The sequence below is a fragment of the Bacillus seohaeanensis genome, assembly GCF_042684945.1.
Lineage (GTDB): Bacteria > Bacillota > Bacilli > Bacillales > Bacillaceae_B > Rossellomorea > Rossellomorea seohaeanensis.
On sequence record NZ_JBHUMF010000009.1, the window covers coordinates 25,603 to 47,475 of the forward strand.

Below are 21,873 nucleotides of genomic sequence, written 5' to 3' on the forward strand. Positions count from 1 at the left end.
GTAGTAACAATTAAGATAGAAGACAAAAGAAAAAGGCTAACTCAAGATTATAAGCTGAGTTAGCCCCTGTCTTTCATTAAGAACCAATATACTTAATGACAGTTGCGATAATGAACATTGTCGCAAAGAAACCAAAAGATACAATAAAGCCTACACCAGAATCTACTGCATCGTTTCTCTTTGATTGGACATTTTTCTCAAATTCGTTCACAACTACCCCTCCTATTTCTATTCTAGTATAGAGCATCCCGAATAAAAAATCTATACTTCCTTGTACATTTTCCTATACTGACAAGAGTTGTCACCTATAAGATGTCACATTATCGGTGAAGATAATGATTACAAAGGAAATACCGCTGATGAGAAAGGGTCCTAGGTCTTTTTCATCGGTGTTAATATAGATTTAGGGGGTGTCCTTAAACAACGGATATCCCCTTTCCACCTTGTCAAAACCAAAAAGCTTTTTTATGATAAGTAGGAGAAAGAAATACTGGAGAGTGCTAATTTGGTTATTGATACTTGGAAAAAAATTGAAAGATTGCAATTCGCTAATATATATTTATTGTACGGAAATGAACCTTTTTTAATCAATGAAACGAAACAAAAATTAATAGAACATGCGATTTCCCCAGAAGAAATGGATTTTAACTTTTCTGTGTATGACCTAGAAGAAACGCCTGTTGAAACTGCTATTGAAGATGCGGAAACATTCCCGTTTATGGGTGAGAGAAGAGTAGTAATCCTTCAAAATCCTGTCTTTCTTACTGCTGAAAAGACAAAGGAAAAAGTTGAGCATAATGTGAAAAAACTCGAACAATACATATCTTCTCCTGCACCTTATACCATTTTAGTCATAGCAGCCCCATATGAAAAATTGGATGAGCGAAAAAAGATTACGAAGCAAATAAAAAAACAAGCAGAAGTAGTAGAAGCGAAAAAATTAAATGAACGGGAGTTAAAAACATGGATTAGGCAAAGGGTTTCATTGAATGATATACAAATGGATGAAGAAGCAATGGACTTATTAATTGCTTTAGCTGGGACCAATCTTATGATGCTAACGAGGGAATTGGACAAAATTTCCTTATATGCGAGTGAAACAAACAGAATAGATATAGAAGCTGTTGAGAAACTTACAGCACGATCGCTTGAACAAAATATTTTTTCATTAGTGGACAAAGTTGTTCATCGAAAAATTGATCAAGCATTAAGAATCTACTATGATCTACTAAAACAGAATGAAGAGCCAATTAAAATTCTGGCTGTATTGGCGAATCAATTTCGGTTAATCTATCAAGTAAAGGAATTATCTCGAAGGGGATATGGTCAGCAAAAAATTGCTTCCTTTATAAAAGTACATCCTTTTCGTGTTAAGTTGGCAGCAGGTCAAGCGAAATATTTTACTGATGAACAGTTATCATACATTATTGATTTACTTGCTCAAGGGGACTACGAAATGAAGACAGGTAGACAGAAGAAAGAATTGGTTATAGAATTGTTTTTATTTAAATTACAAGAGCAGGCAACAATTACACATTAAAAGGTTCACATGTTAGGCTGCAATATCTAGTGTTAGGGGCGTTGTAGCTATTGGCATTTATGTCTATATAAAAAAGCTGAGGTTATGATAACCTCAGCTTTTTTAGTCAGCAAACTATTAGTTAGCTTTTGTCATTAGACGTGCTTTATGACGATTAGCAGCATTTTTGTGGATAAGACCTTTTTGTGCTGCTTTGTCTAAATGTTTAACAGCTACACTTACAAGTTCTTTTGCGTTCTCTTCACCGTTTACTACAGCAGCTTCCGCTTTTTTCAAAGCAGTACGCATTGCAGATTTGATAGTAGCATTATGAGCGCTACGTGCATCATTAGTTTTAACGCGTTTAATAGCAGATTTAATATTTGGCATTCCTGTCACCTCCTATAAAACGATCGAGGCATATATATTTCACTCGATTTTCAATATCCATAATTAATCAGAACAAGTGATATTCTATCAAATTGGCTCACGTTTTGCAATAGTAATCCCGTTAAATAGTTTCTGATGAATGAAGTTTTACTAGAAAGGCAAACATAGAAAATATTAGTAAAACTAATCCATTAGGAGGTTCTATTTGTAATGGACAAAAAAAATTTAGATTTAAGTAACTATTCCGTACGTACTGATTTAGCGGTAGAAGCAAGGGAAATGGTGTTAAACGATAAGGTAAAGGAAGAAAAAAAGAATCAAAAAAATACAGAACTTGAAGGAGTAATAATTAAAGAAAGGGAGGAAGAGGGTATTAATGTCTCCCTTGTTACGATTACACCTGAAGGGGAAAAGAACATTGGAAAAAAAGCTGGAAATTATTTAACGATTGAAGCCCATGGCATTCGCCAACAAGATACTGATTTACAACAAAAGGTAGAGTCGCTATTTGCGAAGGAATTCAGTCAGTTTTTAAAAAACAAAGGAATTGCTAAAGATGCAAGCTGTTTAATTGTTGGGCTTGGTAATTGGAATGTGACTCCTGACTCTCTTGGACCGCAAGTTTGTGAAAGTGTCATTGTGACAAAGCATTTATTCGAATTTCAACCAGAATCTGTACAGTCCGGATATAGGGCTACAAGTTCATTAGTGCCTGGGGTAATGGGTCTGACAGGTATTGAAACAAGTGATATTATCTTCGGTGTTGTAGAGAAATCAAAACCAGACTTCGTTATCGTAATTGATGCACTTGCATCAAGGTCAATTGAACGAGTGAATTCTACCATTCAAATCTCAGATACAGGTATTCATCCGGGATCGGGAGTTGGAAATAAAAGAAAAGGGCTTGATGAAGAAACGTTTGGTGTGCCTGTAATTGCTATTGGGGTTCCGACTGTAGTAGATGCAGTTACTATTGCCAGTGATACGGTAGATTTTCTATTGAAGCATTTTGGAAAGGAAATGAAAGAAGGAGATCGTCCCTCACGATCACTAGCACCTGCTGGTTTAACTTTTGGGGAACGGAGAGAATTGACAGAAGAGGACTTACCGGCGGAACAGCATCGGAAGACATTTTTGGGGATAATTGGAACGCTTGAAGAGCAGGAAAAGAGAAAGCTGATAAGTGAAGTGTTATCCCCGCTTGGTCATAACTTAATGGTTACGCCAAAGGAAGTAGATGTGTTTATTGAAGATATGGCAAATCTTATCGCAAACGGATTAAACGCCGCTCTTCATGATGCGGTAGACCAAGGTAATACAGGTTTCAAAACAAGATAGTAATAATTGGCGGTCTATTGTTTGGTCCGTTACTATTTTAGGTTCTACTTTTTCTATCAATATCATAGTTTGTACTAGAGTTGTTTAGAAAGGGTGGAACTAGTGAGGTCGTATAAATCATCAAATTATGTTGTAGCAGTCAATTTGTCGACTTTGTTAAAAGGGTTTGTCATTTTTATTGTTGGTTTACTTTCAATTTTTTCGATCTCAGGAATTCTGACGTCATTAAAACCGGAATATAGAATAACTTCTAATTCGTTAAACCAAGCAGCGGAGAATGTCTCTGGTGAGGCTTTGTATAGGTTATTTGCGTTGGAAAATCGTGCATTTGGTAATATGAATGTGGAAGATGAACAGGAATGGCCAAGTTTGTCATCGTTATTGTTTCAAGTTACTACAAATGTAAGTTTTGAAGACCCAAGAAGTTTGTTAGGAAGAGAACTACCAGGGTTCTCAATATTTGACGGAGATATTTTAGTAGCTGGTGAAGGGACAAATTTTACCAATATGCCAATAGAGTCAGTCCCTCCACGTGATGCATTGGATACTGAAAACGAGGCTGAATTGCAAAATACAGAAAAATTAAATGAATCTGGTTCGGAAAATGGGGATACTACTCCTCCTCAAAGTACGGGAGGTAAAAAAACGGTACATTTGTATTTCTCTCATACGAGAGAGTCTTACTTACCTTATCTCCAAGGTGTAAAAGATCCTAACTTGGCTCATCATTCAAAAATAAACGTCACAAAAGTTGGAGACAAACTTAAAAGTGAGCTCGAACAGTTGGGGATTGGAACAAGTATAGATAAAACCGATGTAATAAAGAATTTAAATAACAAAGGGCTTGAATATTGGGCAGCGTATCAGGAGTCGCGTCCGTTAGTTCAAGCAGCAATGGCTGGGAATAAAGATTTATTATACTTGATTGATGTTCATCGTGATTCTCAACGTAAAGATGTAACGACAGCAACTATTAACGGAAATTCCTATGCAAAACTTGCTTTTGTGGTAGGTGCAGAACATCCAAACTATGAAAAAAACCTTAAGTTAGCTACTGAACTTCATGAAAAGTTAGAAGCGAAATATAAAGGTTTATCACGCGGTGTTTTTGTTAAAAAAGGAAGCGGAACGAACGGGAAGTTTAATCAGGATATGTCTGGAAATGCAATGTTATTGGAATTTGGTGGTGTGGATAATACATTCGAAGAATTGAATCGGACATCGGAGGCTTTTGCAGAAATATTTGCAGATTACTACTGGCAGGCAGATAAAGTCAATCATAATATATCTACTCCTCCATCAAGTCAATAAAATAGGCTGTTTCATAAAAGAGTGTTGCTTTTTGATACGAATTAAAATGTAGCTAGATGCAGGGAGCAGCTCGAACACACGTAGACTCCTGCGGGAACAGCGACCAGAGCGAGACCCCGCAGCGTATGCGAGGAGGCTCGCTGGTCGCCCGCGGAAAGCGAAGTGTGTTCGGGCTGCGGACCAAATAGCAACAATTCATACGAAATGAGCCATAAAATATTGGTTCAAGACTCCAACTAGTTTAGCTACTATAGGTCAGTAGTGGCGGAAAGGTGAGGGTTCCTTGCCTATCGAAGTTTTACCTTATTATTGGGTAGGAGTATGCTGCCCGGATATGAATGGAGAGACGGTAATGAAAACATTTATATTTAAATGTATACTCCTTGTTTCGGTCCTATTTATCGGTGTTTTAATCGGGATGCAGTACGCAAGTGAAGGTATTATAGAAATGAAAGGCCATGAGGGACATTCCCTTTCTTCAGCCGTTCAGCTTTCACAAGACGAAGAAGGGGAGTATGAAGCATCTGTTCTTGGAAATGAAATTCAAGAAGAAACAATAATAGAGAAGAAGGAAAAGCTAGAAAAGATGAAGGCATTCAATTTTTTTTCCTCAATCGGTAAATCGTTAGCAGGATTCGTTTCCGATTTAACAAATTCCATCATCGAGTTTGTTGCTTCACTAGTATAAGAAACAAAAAGCTGATACATATGGAAAATGCAAAACATTTTCCTTGTGTATCAGCTTATTTTATAAATAAGAAATTTAATTACTGAAGCTTCGAGTGACAGTTTTTCTTTAACTTTTCGTTAATATTTTGTTTACATTGAATAATCAAGATGCTACTGCTATAATTCAACGTAGTGTATATGTGTGGATTAACAGGAGTTGAACGTTTATGAATCGTGAAGAAAAGTTAAAAAGACAACAAAGAATAAGAAACTTCTCTATTATTGCTCATATAGATCATGGGAAGTCAACCTTAGCTGACCGTATTCTAGAGAAAACGAAAGCTTTGACGGCTCGTGAAATGAAAGAGCAATTGCTAGACTCAATGGATCTAGAAAGAGAGCGCGGAATTACTATCAAATTGAATTCTGTTCAGTTGAAATATCAGGCTAAAGATGGAGAGGAATATATTTTTCATCTAATTGACACACCTGGACATGTCGACTTTACGTATGAAGTTTCACGTAGTTTGGCTGCATGTGAAGGTGCTGTCTTAGTAGTGGATGCAGCACAAGGTATTGAGGCCCAGACATTGGCCAACGTATATTTAGCGCTGGACAATGATTTAGAGATCCTACCAGTTATTAATAAAATTGATTTACCTGCTGCAGACCCGGAGAGAGTCCGTCAAGAAGTGGAGGATGTTATTGGGTTAGATGCATCTGAAGCGGTGCTAGCATCAGCAAAAGCAGGTATCGGTATTGAGGATATTTTAGAACAGGTTGTGGAAAAGGTACCGGCTCCACAAGGAGATCCTGATAATCCTTTACAAGCATTGATATTCGATTCTTTATATGATGCCTACCGCGGTGTTGTCGCGTATATTCGTGTGGTGGAAGGTAGCGTTAAGGTTGGAGATAAAGTTCGCATGATGGCGACAGGAAAGGAATTCGAAGTAACAGAAGTTGGCGTGTTTACCCCAAAAGCAACGCCAGTTAATGAGTTAACAGTCGGCGATGTAGGATTTCTGACTGCGGCTATTAAAAATGTAGGAGATACAAGAGTGGGGGACACAATTACGCTAGCGAAAAATCCAGCGTCAGAACCACTTCCGGGCTATCGAAAACTAAATCCAATGGTGTACTGTGGGCTATATCCAATTGACTCTAATAAATACAATGACCTTCGTGAAGCGTTAGAGAAATTGGAGTTAAATGATTCTGCCCTTCAATACGAACCGGAGACATCACAAGCATTAGGTTTTGGTTTCCGTTGTGGTTTCTTAGGATTGCTTCATATGGAAATCATACAAGAACGTATTGAAAGAGAATTTAAAATTGACCTAATAACCACAGCACCAAGTGTTATTTATCATGTGCAATTAACAGATGGTGAGGAAATTAGTGTTGATAACCCATCAATGATGCCTGACCCGCAAAAGGTTGAAAGCGTGGAAGAACCGTATGTAAAGGCAACAATGATGGTTCCAAATGATTTTGTTGGTGCGGTAATGGAACTTTGTCAAGGGAAACGCGGGAACTTTATCGATATGCAATACATGGATGAAACGAGAGTGAATATCGTTTATGAAATCCCTCTTGCTGAGATTGTTTATGATTTCTTTGATCAGCTAAAGTCGAATACAAAAGGTTATGCTTCCTTTGATTACGAACTAATTGGTTATAAACCATCGAAGCTAGTGAAGATGGATATCCTATTGAATGGTGAGCAGGTAGATGCATTAAGTTTTATTGTTCACCGTGACTTTGCTTATGACCGTGGGAAAGTAATCGTTGATAAATTAAAAGAACTTATTCCAAGACAACAGTTTGAAGTTCCAGTTCAAGCAGCGATTGGCCAAAAAATTGTTGCTAGGTCGACCATTAAGGCTATTCGTAAAAACGTCTTAGCTAAATGTTATGGCGGAGACATTTCCCGTAAACGAAAGCTTCTCGAGAAGCAAAAGGAAGGGAAAAAACGAATGAAGCAAGTGGGCTCTGTAGAAGTCCCTCAAGAAGCATTTATGGCTGTTTTAAAAATGGATGACAGCGATAAAAAGTAATCAAAGACCTGTTGGGTAGTAATAGACTATACCATTAGCTTAAAATGTAATAGCGAATAATGTGATGCTTCAATAGAAAAAAGGGGGAAAGCGGCTTGAAATCAAGCTTCACTTACCCCCTTTTCTCTATGAAAAAGTAATTAAGCATCTCGGTTATTCCTGTTTTGAGTTTAAGTAGAGAAAGTGAGAAATGAAAATGCCTCAATCAGCCTATATCCATATTCCGTTTTGTGAACATATTTGTCACTATTGTGATTTTAATAAAGTATTTTTGGAAGGGCAGCCTGTTAGTGAATACCTGAATGCCCTTGAAACGGAATTAAGTTTAAGAACGCAAAAACAGAAAATAGAAACTGATACAATTTTTGTCGGAGGAGGTACACCTACTTCCCTTTCAGCAAAAGAGCTAGAGATACTATGCGAAGCAATTACTAAACATTTGCCGTTAAAAAATGGAGAATTTACCTTTGAGGCAAACCCTGGTGACCTAACAAAAGAAAAGCTGTCTGTTTTAAAAGACTATGGTGTCAACCGCCTTAGTTTTGGAGTGCAGTCATTCAATGACGAGTTGCTTCATAGAATCGGCAGAACACATAAAAGTAAAGATGTATATACTTCTGTAACCAATGCGTTAAACGTTGGTTTTTCAAATATAAGCATTGATTTAATTTATAGCTTACCAGGTCAAACGAAAGAGGACTTTAAAGATACACTAGAAAAAGCACTAGCATTAGACCTCCCTCATTATTCTGCCTACTCCTTAATTGTGGAGCCTAAAACAGTCTTTTATAATTTAATGAGAAAAGGAAAGTTACACCTTCCTAGCCAAGACGAAGAAGCAGAGATGTATGAATTATTAATGTCTACTATGAACAAACATAACGTTCATCAATACGAAATTAGTAATTTTGCTAAAAAAGGTTATGAAAGCAAGCATAATCTTGTTTACTGGGATAATAATGAATATTACGGTTTTGGAGCAGGTGCTCACGGATATGTAAATGGTATTCGATATTCTAATCATGGACCAATAAAAAAATACATCAAGCCGGTCTCTTGCGGCGAATTGCCAATTATTCAAGAGCACACTGTAACGAAGAGTGAGAGTATGGAGGAAGAAATGTTTCTCGGACTTAGGAAAACAGAAGGTGTGTCGAAGGTTGTATTTCAAAAGAAATTCAACCAGGATATTATGGAGGTTTTTCAAGAGCCAATTGAAAAGATGCAAAAAAGAGGTTTGTTACAAAATGGGGACGAAAGAGTTTATTTGACAAATGAAGGAAAATTCTTAGGGAATGAAGTGTTCCAAGAATTTCTTGGAATAATTTAACTTGTCCCACATTAACGGGGAGTAAACCTTCTGATCTTAAGGTTTGAGGGAGGCCAACTGCCAGTAAATGCGCGTTTGGTGAGGTATAGTGAAACTTGCCAAAGCTTTAGCTAAACCAATAGGGTTCGTACTGTCGGTTAAGTATTCGCTGACAAGTAGGGATATTGATAGTAGAAGGGGATTAATAATCAGTGAGGATGAAAAAAATCCCTACTGATTGTAGTTTCTCTTTATTGACATCTCATCTTTGTTTTGATAATTTATTATTAGATTTAGCACTCATATAAAGAGAGTGCTAACAGAGGTGATAAACGTTGTTAACAGATCGACAATTGCTTATATTACAAGTTATTATTGATGATTTTATCCGGTCTGCACAACCGATTGGTTCAAGAAGCCTGTCCAAAAAAGAGGATATTTCTTTTAGTTCAGCTACAATTAGAAATGAAATGGCGGATCTAGAGGACCTTGGTTTTATTGAAAAAACCCATACTTCTTCTGGACGTGTTCCCTCTGAAAAGGGATATCGTTATTATGTAGATCATTTATTGTCACCCCAACAACTTAATCAAGGGGATGTAGACGCACTGCGCTCGGTCTTTGCTGAAAAAATTTATGAACTAGAGAAAGTGGTGCAGAAGTCGGCAAAAATCTTATCTGAATTGACGAGTTATACAACAATTCTATTAGGACCTGATTTAAAAGAAAATAGGTTAAAGAAAATTCAACTTGTACCGCTTAACAACAATACGGCGGTTGCAATTATCGTAACGGACAACGGTCATGTTGAAAATAGGATGTTTCAACTACCTCCGACTATGAATCCCGCAGAGTTGGAAAAGCTGGTCAATATATTAAATGATCGTTTAACTGGAGTGCAGATAAGTGATTTGCACGATAAAATCTTTAAAGAAGTTGCTTTGCTATTAAAGCAGCATATTCAAAACTATGATTTTATTTTGCATTCTTTAACACAATCGTTAGATATGCCAACACATGATAAATTGTTCTTTGGCGGAAAAACCAACATGCTTAATCAGCCTGAGTTTAATGATATTCAAAAGGTTCGGCTACTTCTTAACATGATTGAGCAAGAAGATAGTCTATATGATATCATTAGACCCGCTGGAAGTGGACTAAGTGTTAAAATAGGCAGAGAAAACAATCATTTAGCAATGGAAAATTGTAGTTTAATTACCGCTTCTTATTCTATAGGAGCAGAACAAGTGGGGTCTATTGCTATTTTAGGACCAACTAGAATGGAATATTCGCGCGTCATCAGCTTATTAGATTTCTTTACTGATGATATGTCTAAGGTCCTTACTAAATTGTATCAAAGCGGATTATAGTGGACATATTGTATAAAGATAATAATTAACGTTAGAAATCAGTTTTAGCCTGGTTTCTGGGATCTTTATGGATTAATGAAGTTATTAACGTTGAAATGGGCAAATTTACTGTCTAGTTCCAGCGGCTAGCTCGCTGTGAAAAAGACGATTAGCTCTTAAAGGCAAAGGACGCCTTTTAAGGCTAATCCCTATTTTCTTCGCGAGCTGACCAAGCCGCTTATACTTTTCGATTTGTCTAGTTCCAGCGGCTAGCCCCTCGAGTCATAAGGTGATCATCTCAAAAAGGCAAAAAGCGCCTTTTTGAGATGTTCGTCTTATGCTTGTTGGGTCTAACCAAGCCGCTTATACTTTTCTTTTAAGGAGGTGAAGAAGAAATGGCGGAAGAAACGAAACAAACCGGTCAACAAACAGAAGAAGTAAACAACGAAAATGGAGAAACGGTAGAAGAAGTGTTTGCTGAAGAAGCAGAAGTAGCTGAAGGGCAAACAACAGATGAAGTTTCTCAGCTTAAGCAAGAGCTAGAAGACTCTGAAAACCGTTATCTTCGTTTACGTGCAGACTTCGATAATTTTCGTCGTCGTGTAACATTGGAAAACGAAGCAAACGAAAAATATCGTGCACAAAGCTTAATTTCCGAACTTCTACCAGCACTTGATAATTTCGAACGTGCTTTAAATATAGAGGCAGAAAATGAACAGACGAAATCCTTGCTTCAAGGTATGGAAATGGTACACAAAAGTATTGTTGAAGCATTGAAAAAAGAAGGCTGTGAGCCGATTGAAGCTGTGGGACAAGAATTTAATCCTCACCTTCACCAAGCTGTAATGCAAGTCGAGGATGAAAACTTTTCGAGCAATATAGTGGTAGAAGAATTTCAAAAAGGATATCAGTTAAAGGATAGAGTGATTCGTCCTTCAATGGTAAAAGTAAATCAATAATAAATTACATATTGTGAAAAATAGGGAGGTCTCTTTTCATGAGTAAAATTATCGGTATCGATTTAGGTACAACAAACTCTTGTGTGTCTGTTCTTGAAGGTGGAGAACCGAAGGTTATTCCTAATCCAGAAGGAAACCGCACAACACCATCTGTTGTAGCTTTTAAAAATGGGGAAAGACAAATTGGGGAAGTGGCTAAGCGCCAATCAATTACAAACCCTAATACAGTTATTTCTGTAAAGCGTCATATGGGTACAGATCATAAAGTGAACGTGGAAGACAAAGAATTTACTCCACAAGAAATTTCTGCAATGATTCTTCAACATCTTAAAGGATATGCAGAAGAGTATTTAGGTGAAAAGGTTGAAAAAGCGGTTGTTACTGTTCCGGCTTATTTCAACGATGCAGAACGTCAAGCAACAAAAGATGCTGGTAAAATTGCTGGCTTAGAAGTAGAACGTATTATTAATGAACCAACTGCTGCAGCATTAGCATATGGTTTAGATAAAATGGATGAAGATCAAACTATTTTAGTGTATGACCTTGGTGGAGGTACGTTCGACGTATCTATCCTAGAACTTGGTGACGGTGTATTCGAAGTACGTTCTACAGCGGGAGATAATCGTCTTGGTGGAGATGACTTCGATGATGTAATCATGGATTATCTTGTAGCGGAGTTCAAAAAAGAAAATGGAATTGATCTTTCTAAAGATAAAATGGCTATGCAACGTTTGAAAGATGCAGCTGAAAAAGCGAAAAAGGATCTTTCAGGTGTAACATCTACACAGATTTCATTGCCATTTATTACAGCAGGAGAAGCTGGTCCACTTCACTTAGAGATTAACTTAACTCGTGCAAAATTCGATGAAATCTCTGCAGATCTTGTTGAGCGCACAATGGGACCTACTCGTCAAGCAATGAAAGATGCAGGGTTATCTCCAAGCGAGATTGACAAAGTTATCCTTGTAGGTGGATCTACACGTATCCCAGCTGTACAAGAAGCAATTAAAAAGGAAACAGGTAAAGATCCTCATAAAGGTGTAAACCCTGATGAAGTTGTAGCAATGGGTGCTGCGATTCAAGGTGGAGTCTTAACAGGTGATGTGAAAGATGTTGTCCTTCTTGATGTAACACCACTTTCACTTGGTATTGAAACAATGGGTGGAGTATCAACAAAACTTATTGAGCGAAATACAACAATTCCGACTTCAAAATCACAAGTGTTCTCTACTGCGGCGGATAATCAAACAGCGGTTGACATCCATGTACTTCAAGGGGAACGTCCAATGGCTGCGGATAATAAAACATTAGGGCGTTTCCAATTATCCGATATTCCTCCAGCACCACGAGGAGTACCTCAAATCGAAGTTAAGTTCGATATTGATAAAAATGGTATCGTAAATGTTAGTGCTAAGGACCTTGGTACAGGAAAAGAACAAAACATTACAATCAAATCTTCTACAGGTCTTTCTGACGAAGAAATTGATAAAATGGTTAAAGAAGCAGAAGAAAATGCTGATGCAGATAAAAAGCGGAAAGAAGAAGTTGAACTTCGCAACGAAGCTGACCAACTAGTATTCTCTACAGAAAAAACGTTGAAAGAGCTAGAAGGAAAAGTAGACGAAGCAGAAGTGAAAAAAGCAGAAGATGCGAAAGCAGAACTTAAAGATGCTATCGAAAAAAATGAACTTGAGCTTATCCGCGAAAAGAAAGATGCTCTTCAACAAATCGTTCAAGACCTATCTACAAAGCTATATGAAGAAGCAGCGAAACAAGCACAAGCTGCTCAAGGTACTGAAGGTCAAAACGACAGTAAAGATGATGACGTTGTAGACGCTGAATACGAAGAAGTAAAAGACGATAAATAATTTTTAATCAGTTAGGAAAAGTCAAAGTCAGGGATGTTCTTGGCTTTGGCTTTTTCTTTGATAAAGGGAATCATTCATTATATTTTGTACTAATTATTGATAACATATTACGATCAATGTTAAAATAACCTTTATGCTAAAGATTCGGGAGTGTCGATTTGATGAGTAAACGGGATTATTATGAAGTACTAGGTGTTGGAAAAGACGCCTCAAAAGACGAAATCAAAAAAGCATACCGCAAGCTCTCAAAAAAATATCATCCTGATATTAATAAAGAAGCGGATGCTGCAGATAAATTCAAGGAAATTTCAGAGGCTTATGAAGCACTTAGTGATGACCAAAAACGTGCACAGTATGATAGATTCGGCCATACAGATCCAAACCAAGGATTTGGTGGTGGCGGAGCTGACTTTGGTGGTTTCGGTGGTTTTGAAGATATTTTCAATACCTTCTTTGGCGGTGGCGGTTCGAGAAGAAGGGATCCGAATGCTCCAAGACAAGGTGCGGACCTACAGTATACGATGACGTTACGTTTTGAAGAAGCTGTTTTCGGTAAAGAAACAGATATTGAAATTCCAAAAGAAGAAGAATGTGATACATGCCATGGATCAGGAGCAAAACCTGGTACAAAAGTGAATACATGTTCTCATTGTAATGGCTCAGGTCAATTGAATGTAGAACAAAATACACCATTTGGCAGAATTGTTAATAGACGTGTATGTAACTACTGTAGTGGAACAGGTAAAGAAATTAAGGAGAAATGTTCTACTTGCGGTGGTGCAGGAAAAGTGAAAAAGCGCCGTAAAATTAACGTGAAGATTCCAGCGGGTATCGATGATGGTCAACAACTTAGAGTTACCGGACAAGGGGAACCTGGGGTTAATGGCGGGCCTGCAGGGGATCTATATGTTGTATTCCATGTTCGCTCCCATGACTTTTTTGAACGTGATGGCGATGACATCTATTGCGAAATGCCGATTACATTTGTACAGTCAGCATTAGGTGATGAAATTGAGGTTCCTACTTTACATGGGAAGGTTAAGTTGAAAGTCCCAGCTGGAACACAAACAGGTACAAACTTTAGACTTCGTGGTAAAGGTGTTCCGAATGTAAGAGGCTATGGTGTTGGCGACCAGCACATTAAAGTAAAGGTAGTGACTCCAACCAAGCTGACGGATAAACAGAAGGATCTGTTAAGGGAATTCGCTGACATTAGCGGACAAGTTCCTGATGAGCAGCATGAAAGTTTCTTTGATAAAGTAAAAAAGGCCTTTAAGGGTGAATAAGTAGGAACGGAGTTGGTAGATGATATGAAGTGGTCAGAAATTAGTATTCATACAACCAATGAAGCAATTGAACCTATTTCAAATATTCTTCATGAATCAGGCGCAAGTGGTGTCGTTATTGAAGATCCTTTTGATTTAGTAAAAGAAAGAGAAAATGTGTTTGGGGAAATCTACCAACTCAATCCTGGAGATTACCCTGAAGAAGGTGTAGTTATTAAAGCATATCTCCCAGTAAATAGCTTTTTAGGTGAAACGGTTGAGGAGATAAAACAAGCAATAAATAATTTAGTTATTTATGATATCGATATTGGGCTAAATAAAGTAGAAATTTCCGAGGTGAATGAAGAAGAATGGGCAACAGCATGGAAAAAATACTATAACCCAGTAAAGATATCAGACAAATTTACAATTGTTCCTACTTGGGAAGAATATGAACCTGTCACTAGCGATGAGTTAATTGTTGAGCTAGATCCTGGCATGGCGTTTGGTACAGGAACACACCCCACAACCGTAATGTCTATCCAAGCATTAGAGAGAACGGTTAAAAAAGGGGATCAAGTAATTGATGTCGGTACCGGTTCAGGTGTTTTAAGTATTGCTGCTGCAATGCTTGGAGCAGAAAAAGTAGATGCATATGATTTGGATGAAGTTGCTGTTACTTCTGCGAGATTAAATATTAAGCTAAATAAAGTTCAGGATGTCACAACTGTTCGTCAGAATAATTTATTAGATGGAATAGAAGCAGCCGCAGACGTGATTGTCGCAAATATCCTTGCCGAAATTATTTTGCGGTTTACTGATGATGCTGCTGCACTGGTCAAACCAGGAGGCTACTTTATTACATCCGGCATTATTCAACCGAAAAAAAATCAAGTAAAAGAAGCAATAGAAAAAGCTGGTTTTATTATTGAGGAAGTTATGGTAATGGAAGATTGGGTTGCAATTATTGCCAAAAAACCACAGTAATAATAAGAAAAGCGGAAGCGGCTTGATCAGAGGCGACAAGCATAAGTCAAGCATCCCAGAAAGGCGTTTTTTGCCTTTTAGGGATGATTGACTTATGTCTCGAGCCTCTAGCCGCTGCAGCTAGACAATAAGAAAAGCGGAAGCGGCTTGATCAGAGGCGACAAGCATAAGTCAAGCATCCCGGAAAGGCGTTTTTTGCCTTTTAGGGATGATTGACTTATGTCTCGAGCCTTGAGCCTCTAGCTGCTGGAACTGGATAATTCGTTTTTGAGGTGATATTAGTGCAACGTTACTTTTTACAAAAACCTTATGTTGAAGGAAAGATGGTTACCATATCAGGAGATGATTTTCATCATATAGTTCGGGTCATGAGAATGAAGGAAGGAGACATGATTTATGTCGTATTTCCTGATCACACTTCAGCTCAAGCCAAAATTGAAACGATTACCAGTGACGATGTAGAAGCGTCCGTTGTAAAATGGGAAACGGTGTTAAAAGAACTACCTATTTCTGTTGCGATTGCGAGCGGACTGCCGAAAGGGGATAAATTGGAGTGGGTATTTCAAAAGGGTACGGAACTCGGTGCTTCTCGATTTATCCCTTTTAATGCGGATCGCTCCATAGTGAAGTGGGATGAAAAGAAGGCGAAGAAAAAACTAGATAGGTGGGGAAAAATTGTTAAAGAAGCCGCAGAACAATCCCATCGCCAACAAGTGCCGATAGTTAGTTCTCCGCTTTCTTTGAAAAATTTATTGAAAGATAGTACCCTTTATGACTATAAGCTTGTTGCCTACGAGGAAGAGGCAAAAGCAGGAGAAAAAGGAAATTTCTATCATACATTACATGAGATAAAAGAAGGTCAAAGTATACTAGTCGTGTTTGGACCAGAAGGCGGATTAAGCGAGAAGGAAATAAGGGAATTGAAGGAAGCAGGCTTTTTGTTATGCGGGTTAGGCCCTAGAATTCTTCGAACCGAAACGGCTCCGTTGTATGTTCTTTCCGCTATAAGCTATCAATTTGAATTAATGAGGTGATTTTATGGCATCAGTAGCATTCCACACTTTAGGGTGTAAGGTTAATCACTACGAAACAGAGGCCATTTGGCAATTATTTAAAGACGAAGGTTATGACCGTGTGGAATATGATTCTACAGCAGATGTTTACGTTATTAACACTTGTACTGTTACGAACACTGGGGATAAAAAAAGCAGACAGGTGATTAGACGCGCAATTAGAAAGAACCCTGATGCTGTTATTTGTGTAACGGGTTGCTATGCTCAAACATCTCCTGCTGAAATTATGGCCATCCCTGGCGTTGATATTGTTGTAGGTACACAAGACCGTAAAAAGATGTTGACCTATATTGAGCAATACAGAGAGGAACGTCAACCGATTAACGGTGTGACAAATATTATGAAAAATAGAGTGTATGAAGAGCTAGATGTTCCAGCTTTTACAGACCGTACACGTGCTTCTTTAAAAATACAAGAAGGTTGCAATAATTTCTGCACATTCTGTATTATCCCTTGGGCTCGTGGACTTATGCGTTCCCGTGATCCTCAGGAAGTAGTTAGACAAGCTCAACAGCTAGTTGATGCAGGATACAAGGAAATTGTCCTAACTGGAATCCATACAGGCGGTTATGGAGAGGATATGAAAGATTACAATCTTGCAATGCTACTTCGCGATTTAGAGAGAGACGTAAAGGGACTTAAGCGTATTCGGATTTCGTCTATTGAGGCAAGTCAATTGACGGACGAAGTAATCGATGTTATTGACAAGTCCAAAATGGTCGTAAGGCACTTGCACATTCCGTTACAGTCGGGTTCTAATACTGTTTTAAAAAGAATGCGTAGAAAATATACGATGGAATTTTTTGCAGAACGATTGGAAAAGTTAAAGAAAGCTTTACCAGGACTTGCTGTTACTTCCGATGTTATCGTAGGTTTTCCTGGAGAGACAGAAGAAGAGTTTATGGAAACATATAACTTTGTTAAAGATCATAAATTCTCCGAGTTACATGTGTTCCCATATTCTAAGCGAACTGGTACACCTGCAGCACGAATGGATGACCAAATTGATGAGAGTGTAAAAAATGAACGAGTTCATCGTTTAATTGAGCTTTCTAATCAATTAGCTAAAGAATACAGTTCTAATTTTGAAGAAGAAGTATTAGAAGTTATTCCAGAGGAACGCTTTAAGGAAGATCCTGAAAGTGGTCTTTATGAAGGTTACACAGACAACTATTTAAAAGTAGTGTTCCCAGCAACAGAAGATATGGTTGGTAAACTTGTAAAAGTAAAAATTACAAAAGCTGGTTATCCATACAATGAAGGAAAATTTGTCCGTGTACTAGAGGAAGAAACAAGAGTGAACGAAAGAACTGCGATTTAATAATAATAAGGCTCCCTAATTAGGGAGTCTTATTTATTAGAGAATTGTTAGCGGTTACTTTGTTGTTTGTAATGGAATTTTTTTATTGCTAACGGAAAGAGAAGATTGTAAACTGAAAGTAAATTAATAAAGTGTGTGTATTTTTTATTTCTTTTTTTATGCAAACGTTTGCAATTTATTTAAATACAATAGTTTGAGGTGTTAGTATGAAAAAAATATGGTGGAAAGAAGCTGTAGGATATCAAATTTATCCGCGAAGCTTCCAAGATTCTAATGGTGATGGAATTGGTGATATACAAGGAATTATTAAACGACTAGATTATATAAAAGATCTAGGTATAGATGTAATATGGATTTGTCCTATATATAAATCTCCTAATGATGATAACGGTTACGATATTTCTGATTACCAAGATATTATGGAGGATTTCGGTACAATGAAGGATTTCAACCAACTGCTTGATGAAGTCCATAATAGAGGTATGAAGCTTATTATCGACCTTGTATTGAACCATACGAGCGATGAACATGAATGGTTTATTGAGTCAAGAAGCTCTAAACAAAGTTCAAAACGTGATTGGTATATTTGGAGAGACGGAAAGAACGGGAAGGAGCCAAATAATTGGGAGAGTATTTTCGGAGGTTCTGCATGGGAATATGACAAGGAGACGGAACAGTATTATCTCCATGTATTTTCAACAAAACAACCAGACTTAAATTGGGAAAATAAAGATGTAAGAGAAGCGCTTTATGATACAGTGAACTGGTGGCTTGATAAGGGAATTGACGGCTTTAGAATTGATGCAATTAGTCATATTAAGAAACGTCCTGGATTTCCTGATATGCCGAATCCGAAAAATAAAAAGTACGTTTCCTCTTTTGATATGCATATGAACCAAAAAGGTATTCATACATTTCTGCAAGAGTTTAAAGATCGAACATACGCTAATTATGATGTAATGACAGTTGGAGAAGCTAATGGAGTTAAAGCAGATGAAGCGGAACTCTGGGTCGGGAAAGAAAATGGAAAAATGGATATGATTTTTCAATTTGAGCATCTTGGGTTATGGGATGCAGAAACAAGTCCTGAAATTGACATTGTGGAACTAAAAAAGGTGCTAACTCGCTGGCAAAAAGGTTTAGAAGGTAATGGATGGAACGCTTTATTTATTGAAAACCATGATAAACCACGTGTCGTTTCTACTTGGGGGAATGATGGGGAGTTCTGGAAGCAAAGTGCAACATCGATGGCAGCTATGTATTTCCTTATGCAAGGCACACCGTTCATTTATCAAGGACAGGAGATAGGAATGACAAATGTTCAGTTCTCTTCACTTGATGATTATGACGATGTTGCTGTGAAAAATCTTTATCGCTTAAAAAGGGAAGAAGGTATACCGCATCAAGAGATTATGGAAATTATTTGGGCATCATCAAGAGACAACAGCAGAACTCCAATGCAATGGTCATCGGAAGAAAACGCAGGTTTTACAACAGGTTCTCCATGGATGAAAGTAAACGAAAATTATAAAAAGGTAAATGTGAAAATGCAAGAGAAAGATCCAGACTCTATTCTTTCTTTTTATAAAAAAATGATTAAACTGAAAAAAGATCAAGATGTTTTCACTTATGGAACTTATGATCTTCTTTTAGAAAAGGATCCGCAGGTTTATGCGTATACAAGAACGGATGATAAAATAAAAATGCTTGTCATTACAAATTTATCATCAACAGGGGCTAAGTGCTCTTTCGAAGGTATAGCTTTAAATTCAGAACAACTTGTACTGAATAATTATGAGGTTAATTCCCACGAAGACAAAGATTTGCTTCTATTAAAACCTTATGAAGTTCGTGTATATAAAGTAGCAAATTAATTATTGGAGAATAATTCACTAGGGTGGAAGGCATCTTGATGAATTATTCTCTTTTTTTATATAGGGAGGGGATGAGCAATTGAAATGACGTAAGGTTAATAATATTGGGAGAGAGACAAAATAATAAAAAGCACTCGTCTTTTTGAAAGCGGTTTGTTATGATATGGGAGGTACGGACAACTATTAATTTGTAATTGCTAAAGGAGAGAGACAAATGGATTTAAATAATAAAATTGCAGGTATGATTGATCATACTTTATTAAAACCAGAGTCAACAAAAGAACAGGTAGAAATTCTTTGTCAAGAAGCAAAAGAATACAAATTTGCTTCCGTTTGTGTAAATCCTACTTGGGTTAAATATGCAAGTGAACTGTTAAATGGTACTTCTGTAAAAGTTTGTACTGTTATTGGTTTCCCTCTAGGAGCAAACACTCCTGAAACAAAAGCTTTTGAAACGAAAAACGCTATTGAAAATGGTGCAACAGAAGTGGATATGGTTATTAATATAGGTGCTTTAAAAAGCGGTGATTTTGAATTAGTAAAACGTGACATTGAAGCAGTGGTAGTCGCATCGAAGGGAAAAGCCCTTTCCAAAGTCATCATTGAAACATCTCTATTAACAGAAGAGGAAAAAGTAAAGGCAAGTCAAATTGCAGTTAATGCAGGAGCTGATTTTGTAAAAACTTCTACTGGATTCTCCACTGGAGGAGCTACAGAGGAAGATATTCAATTAATGAGAAAAACAGTGGGTCCTGAAATTGGTGTCAAAGCTTCTGGTGGGGTGAGGAGCCCTGAAGACGCAGAGAAAATGGTGAAAGCAGGAGCAACTAGAATTGGTGCAAGCTCAGGGGTGAAGATTGTCCAAGGGTTAACAAGTGATTCTGACTATTAGGAGGATCTGACCAAAGCGTTAGACATAATCCTAAGGGTACACAGTTTATATCAACCTAAAATAACAGCTGGGGTTAAAGTGATACCTCAGTTGTTATTTTATTTTGGATATGCTTGTCGCCCTTGAGCAAATCGTTTTCACTTTTTTGTCTAGCTTCAACGGCTAGCTCACTGTGAAAAAGATGATTCCCCTCAAAAGGCAAAAAGCGCCTTTCGAGGAGAAGCTCTATTTTCTTCGTGAGCTGAACGAGCCGCTTCCGCTTTTTTTTGTCTAGCTTCAACGGCTAGCTCACTGTGAAAAAGATGATTCCCCTCAAAAGGCAAAAAGCGCCTTTCGAGGAGAAGCCCTATTTTCTTCGTGAGCTGAACAAGCCGCTTCCGCTTTTCTTTGTCTAGCTTCAGCGGCTAGCTCACTGTGAAAAAGATGATTCCCCTCAAAAGGCAAAAAGCGCCTTTCGAGGAGAAGCCCTATTTTCTTCGTGAGCTGAACAAGCCGCTTCCGCTTTTCTTATGGAAATGCTCAATAAATTTACTAAAAGGTTCTGCAAAAGGCAAGGCTGCAAGAGAACAAATTAAATTGAAAATGACACTAGCATGTGCAAGCTGAAGATCTGGTGAAGTAGCAAGTTTAGATACAATCATTCCTAACTTCGAAATAAAAGGTATGAAGGCTGCAACACCGATTAGGTTTAGCCAAATATGTGCGTAAGCTGTCAATTTCGCTTCTTTTCCTCCACCTACACTTGCAAGGTATGCAGTGATACAAGTCCCTATATTAGCCCCTAACATTATGGCAATTCCTGCTTCAAGACTAATTGCGTGTACAGCTAAAAATCCCATTGCAACGCCAGTAACAACTGTACTTGATTGTATGATCGCGGTGGAAACGATCCCAATTAATAAAGCTAGAACAATGTGTTCATTCACATTTAGAAGAACCTCTTGGAAATAAGTGCTTTCCGTAAGTGGAGCCGCAAGTGATTGAATTCTATCAATCGAGATAAAGATAAGACCAAAACCAATAAATATATATCCAATCGACTTTAATGATGAATTTTTCAAGAGGATGAAAAGGGCTCCGATAATTAATGCTGGAATAGAAAAGTAATTTAAATTTAATGTAAACATTTCTAATGTGAAGGTTGTTCCAATATTTGAACCCAGCATGATTCCAATTGTTTGCTTAAACGTTATTAAACGTGTTGACACGAGCCCGACAGTCAGTACCATAACAGCTGAACTACTATGAAGAAATGCAGTAATAATCATACCGATTAAGAAGCCTTTAAATGGGTGGTTTGTGACTAAATAGAGAAGGTTTTTCATTTTCTCATTTGCAATATTAAAAAGGCCTGTCCTTAACCAAAACATACCAAGCAAAAAGCAACCTAAAAAAAATAGAAATCCGAAAAAATGAATAAGCATTGACTTTCACTCCTCTTCTCTATATGTATGGAAATAATAGAGAGGACATGCCTAAATATACAACCATTTTATGAGAAAATGTTGACCTATTACTTTGCTTATATTATAATTGCAAAGTGAATGGAATTCTTTACGATTTCCATAAAGAAAGACATGCACTTTCTGTCACCTTGTACCAAACATGCAAGGGAAACAGCTATCAATTGATAGCCAATAATATAGGTAGTATGATTTTCCATACACCTGAAAAATTTGGTTTATTCCA

Annotated in this window: 18 protein-coding genes; 15 read left to right on the plus strand and 3 right to left on the minus strand. The window is 37.5% G+C overall.

Annotated features, from left to right (window positions below):
• Positions 1–76 precede the first annotated feature (76 nt).
• On the minus strand, positions 77–211 hold the full coding sequence (locus tag ACFSUL_RS04060) for a YqzM family protein (RefSeq protein WP_071411258.1): 135 nt from the start codon (positions 209–211) through the stop codon (positions 77–79).
• Positions 212–505: 294 nt separating this feature from the next.
• On the opposite strand from ACFSUL_RS04060, the gene holA reads away from it, so the two are divergent.
• Positions 506–1,540 (plus strand): DNA polymerase III subunit delta, encoded by a 1,035-nt coding sequence (gene holA, locus ACFSUL_RS04065; RefSeq protein ID WP_377932951.1) that lies wholly within the window; start codon positions 506–508, stop codon positions 1,538–1,540.
• Between the two features lie 117 nt (positions 1,541–1,657).
• On the opposite strand, the gene rpsT is transcribed toward holA, so the two are convergent.
• On the minus strand, positions 1,658–1,909 hold the full coding sequence (gene rpsT, locus ACFSUL_RS04070; RefSeq protein WP_071411259.1) for a 30S ribosomal protein S20: 252 nt from the start codon (positions 1,907–1,909) through the stop codon (positions 1,658–1,660).
• Between the two features lie 210 nt (positions 1,910–2,119).
• On the opposite strand from rpsT, the gene gpr reads away from it, so the two are divergent.
• The 14 genes from gpr (at position 2,120) to deoC (ending at position 20,184) form a co-directional block, all read left to right on the plus strand.
• Positions 2,120–3,247, plus strand: a complete 1,128-nt coding sequence (gpr, locus tag ACFSUL_RS04075; RefSeq protein WP_377932954.1) for a GPR endopeptidase — start codon at positions 2,120–2,122, stop codon at positions 3,245–3,247.
• Between the two features lie 102 nt (positions 3,248–3,349).
• The gene (spoIIP, locus tag ACFSUL_RS04080) at positions 3,350–4,558 is read left to right on the plus strand and encodes a stage II sporulation protein P (RefSeq protein WP_377932956.1); all 1,209 of its coding nucleotides are present in this window, start codon (positions 3,350–3,352) and stop codon (positions 4,556–4,558) included.
• A gap of 283 nt (positions 4,559–4,841) precedes the next feature.
• Positions 4,842–5,246: a YqxA family protein gene (locus tag ACFSUL_RS04085; RefSeq protein ID WP_377932958.1), complete on the plus strand. Its 405-nt coding sequence runs from the start codon at positions 4,842–4,844 to the stop codon at positions 5,244–5,246.
• 208 nt (positions 5,247–5,454) lie between these two features.
• Positions 5,455–7,287: a translation elongation factor 4 gene (lepA, locus tag ACFSUL_RS04090; RefSeq protein ID WP_377932960.1), complete on the plus strand. Its 1,833-nt coding sequence runs from the start codon at positions 5,455–5,457 to the stop codon at positions 7,285–7,287.
• Between the two features lie 196 nt (positions 7,288–7,483).
• Complete coding sequence (gene hemW / locus ACFSUL_RS04095; RefSeq protein WP_377933086.1) at positions 7,484–8,617, plus strand: radical SAM family heme chaperone HemW; 1,134 nt, start codon at positions 7,484–7,486, stop codon at positions 8,615–8,617.
• Between the two features lie 314 nt (positions 8,618–8,931).
• The gene (gene hrcA, locus ACFSUL_RS04100) at positions 8,932–9,966 is read left to right on the plus strand and encodes a heat-inducible transcriptional repressor HrcA (RefSeq protein ID WP_377932962.1); all 1,035 of its coding nucleotides are present in this window, start codon (positions 8,932–8,934) and stop codon (positions 9,964–9,966) included.
• Between the two features lie 374 nt (positions 9,967–10,340).
• Complete coding sequence (grpE, locus tag ACFSUL_RS04105; protein WP_377932964.1) at positions 10,341–10,904, plus strand: nucleotide exchange factor GrpE; 564 nt, start codon at positions 10,341–10,343, stop codon at positions 10,902–10,904.
• Positions 10,905–10,942: 38 nt separating this feature from the next.
• Positions 10,943–12,772: a molecular chaperone DnaK gene (dnaK, locus tag ACFSUL_RS04110; protein WP_377932966.1), complete on the plus strand. Its 1,830-nt coding sequence runs from the start codon at positions 10,943–10,945 to the stop codon at positions 12,770–12,772.
• A 161-nt stretch (positions 12,773–12,933) separates the two neighbouring features.
• Positions 12,934–14,058, plus strand: a complete 1,125-nt coding sequence (dnaJ, locus tag ACFSUL_RS04115) for a molecular chaperone DnaJ (RefSeq protein WP_377932968.1) — start codon at positions 12,934–12,936, stop codon at positions 14,056–14,058.
• Between the two features lie 24 nt (positions 14,059–14,082).
• The gene (gene prmA, locus ACFSUL_RS04120; protein ID WP_377933088.1) at positions 14,083–15,024 is read left to right on the plus strand and encodes a 50S ribosomal protein L11 methyltransferase; all 942 of its coding nucleotides are present in this window, start codon (positions 14,083–14,085) and stop codon (positions 15,022–15,024) included.
• A gap of 281 nt (positions 15,025–15,305) precedes the next feature.
• Positions 15,306–16,058, plus strand: a complete 753-nt coding sequence (locus ACFSUL_RS04125) for a 16S rRNA (uracil(1498)-N(3))-methyltransferase (protein ID WP_377932970.1) — start codon at positions 15,306–15,308, stop codon at positions 16,056–16,058.
• Between the two features lie 4 nt (positions 16,059–16,062).
• On the plus strand, positions 16,063–17,418 hold the full coding sequence (gene mtaB, locus ACFSUL_RS04130) for a tRNA (N(6)-L-threonylcarbamoyladenosine(37)-C(2))-methylthiotransferase MtaB (RefSeq protein ID WP_377932972.1): 1,356 nt from the start codon (positions 16,063–16,065) through the stop codon (positions 17,416–17,418).
• A gap of 206 nt (positions 17,419–17,624) precedes the next feature.
• Positions 17,625–19,292 carry a glycoside hydrolase family 13 protein gene (locus ACFSUL_RS04135; protein WP_377932974.1) on the plus strand — a complete coding sequence of 556 codons (1,668 nt, stop codon included), beginning with the start codon at positions 17,625–17,627 and terminating at the stop codon, positions 19,290–19,292.
• Between the two features lie 214 nt (positions 19,293–19,506).
• On the plus strand, positions 19,507–20,184 hold the full coding sequence (gene deoC / locus ACFSUL_RS04140; protein ID WP_377932976.1) for a deoxyribose-phosphate aldolase: 678 nt from the start codon (positions 19,507–19,509) through the stop codon (positions 20,182–20,184).
• 467 nt (positions 20,185–20,651) lie between these two features.
• On the opposite strand, the gene ACFSUL_RS04145 is transcribed toward deoC, so the two are convergent.
• The gene (locus ACFSUL_RS04145) at positions 20,652–21,608 is read right to left on the minus strand and encodes a Na/Pi symporter (RefSeq protein WP_377932978.1); all 957 of its coding nucleotides are present in this window, start codon (positions 21,606–21,608) and stop codon (positions 20,652–20,654) included.
• Positions 21,609–21,873 lie beyond the last annotated feature (265 nt).

What these genes read in the sequence shown, in the direction of transcription:
- grpE (WP_377932964.1), top strand. Translation starts at nt 10,341, where the DNA reads ATGGCGGAAGAAACGAAACAAACCGGTCAACAAACAGAAGAAGTAAAC.
- mtaB (WP_377932972.1), top strand. Translation starts at nt 16,063, where the DNA reads ATGGCATCAGTAGCATTCCACACTTTAGGGTGTAAGGTTAATCACTAC.
- rpsT (WP_071411259.1), bottom strand. Translation starts at nt 1,909, where the DNA reads ATGCCAAATATTAAATCTGCTATTAAACGCGTTAAAACTAATGATGCA.
- hemW (WP_377933086.1), top strand. Translation starts at nt 7,484, where the DNA reads ATGCCTCAATCAGCCTATATCCATATTCCGTTTTGTGAACATATTTGT.
- deoC (WP_377932976.1), top strand. Translation starts at nt 19,507, where the DNA reads ATGGATTTAAATAATAAAATTGCAGGTATGATTGATCATACTTTATTA.
- lepA (WP_377932960.1), top strand. Translation starts at nt 5,455, where the DNA reads ATGAATCGTGAAGAAAAGTTAAAAAGACAACAAAGAATAAGAAACTTC.
- dnaK (WP_377932966.1), top strand. Translation starts at nt 10,943, where the DNA reads ATGAGTAAAATTATCGGTATCGATTTAGGTACAACAAACTCTTGTGTG.
- ACFSUL_RS04145 (WP_377932978.1), bottom strand. Translation starts at nt 21,608, where the DNA reads ATGCTTATTCATTTTTTCGGATTTCTATTTTTTTTAGGTTGCTTTTTG.
- prmA (WP_377933088.1), top strand. Translation starts at nt 14,083, where the DNA reads ATGAAGTGGTCAGAAATTAGTATTCATACAACCAATGAAGCAATTGAA.
- ACFSUL_RS04135 (WP_377932974.1), top strand. Translation starts at nt 17,625, where the DNA reads ATGAAAAAAATATGGTGGAAAGAAGCTGTAGGATATCAAATTTATCCG.
- gpr (WP_377932954.1), top strand. Translation starts at nt 2,120, where the DNA reads ATGGACAAAAAAAATTTAGATTTAAGTAACTATTCCGTACGTACTGAT.
- dnaJ (WP_377932968.1), top strand. Translation starts at nt 12,934, where the DNA reads ATGAGTAAACGGGATTATTATGAAGTACTAGGTGTTGGAAAAGACGCC.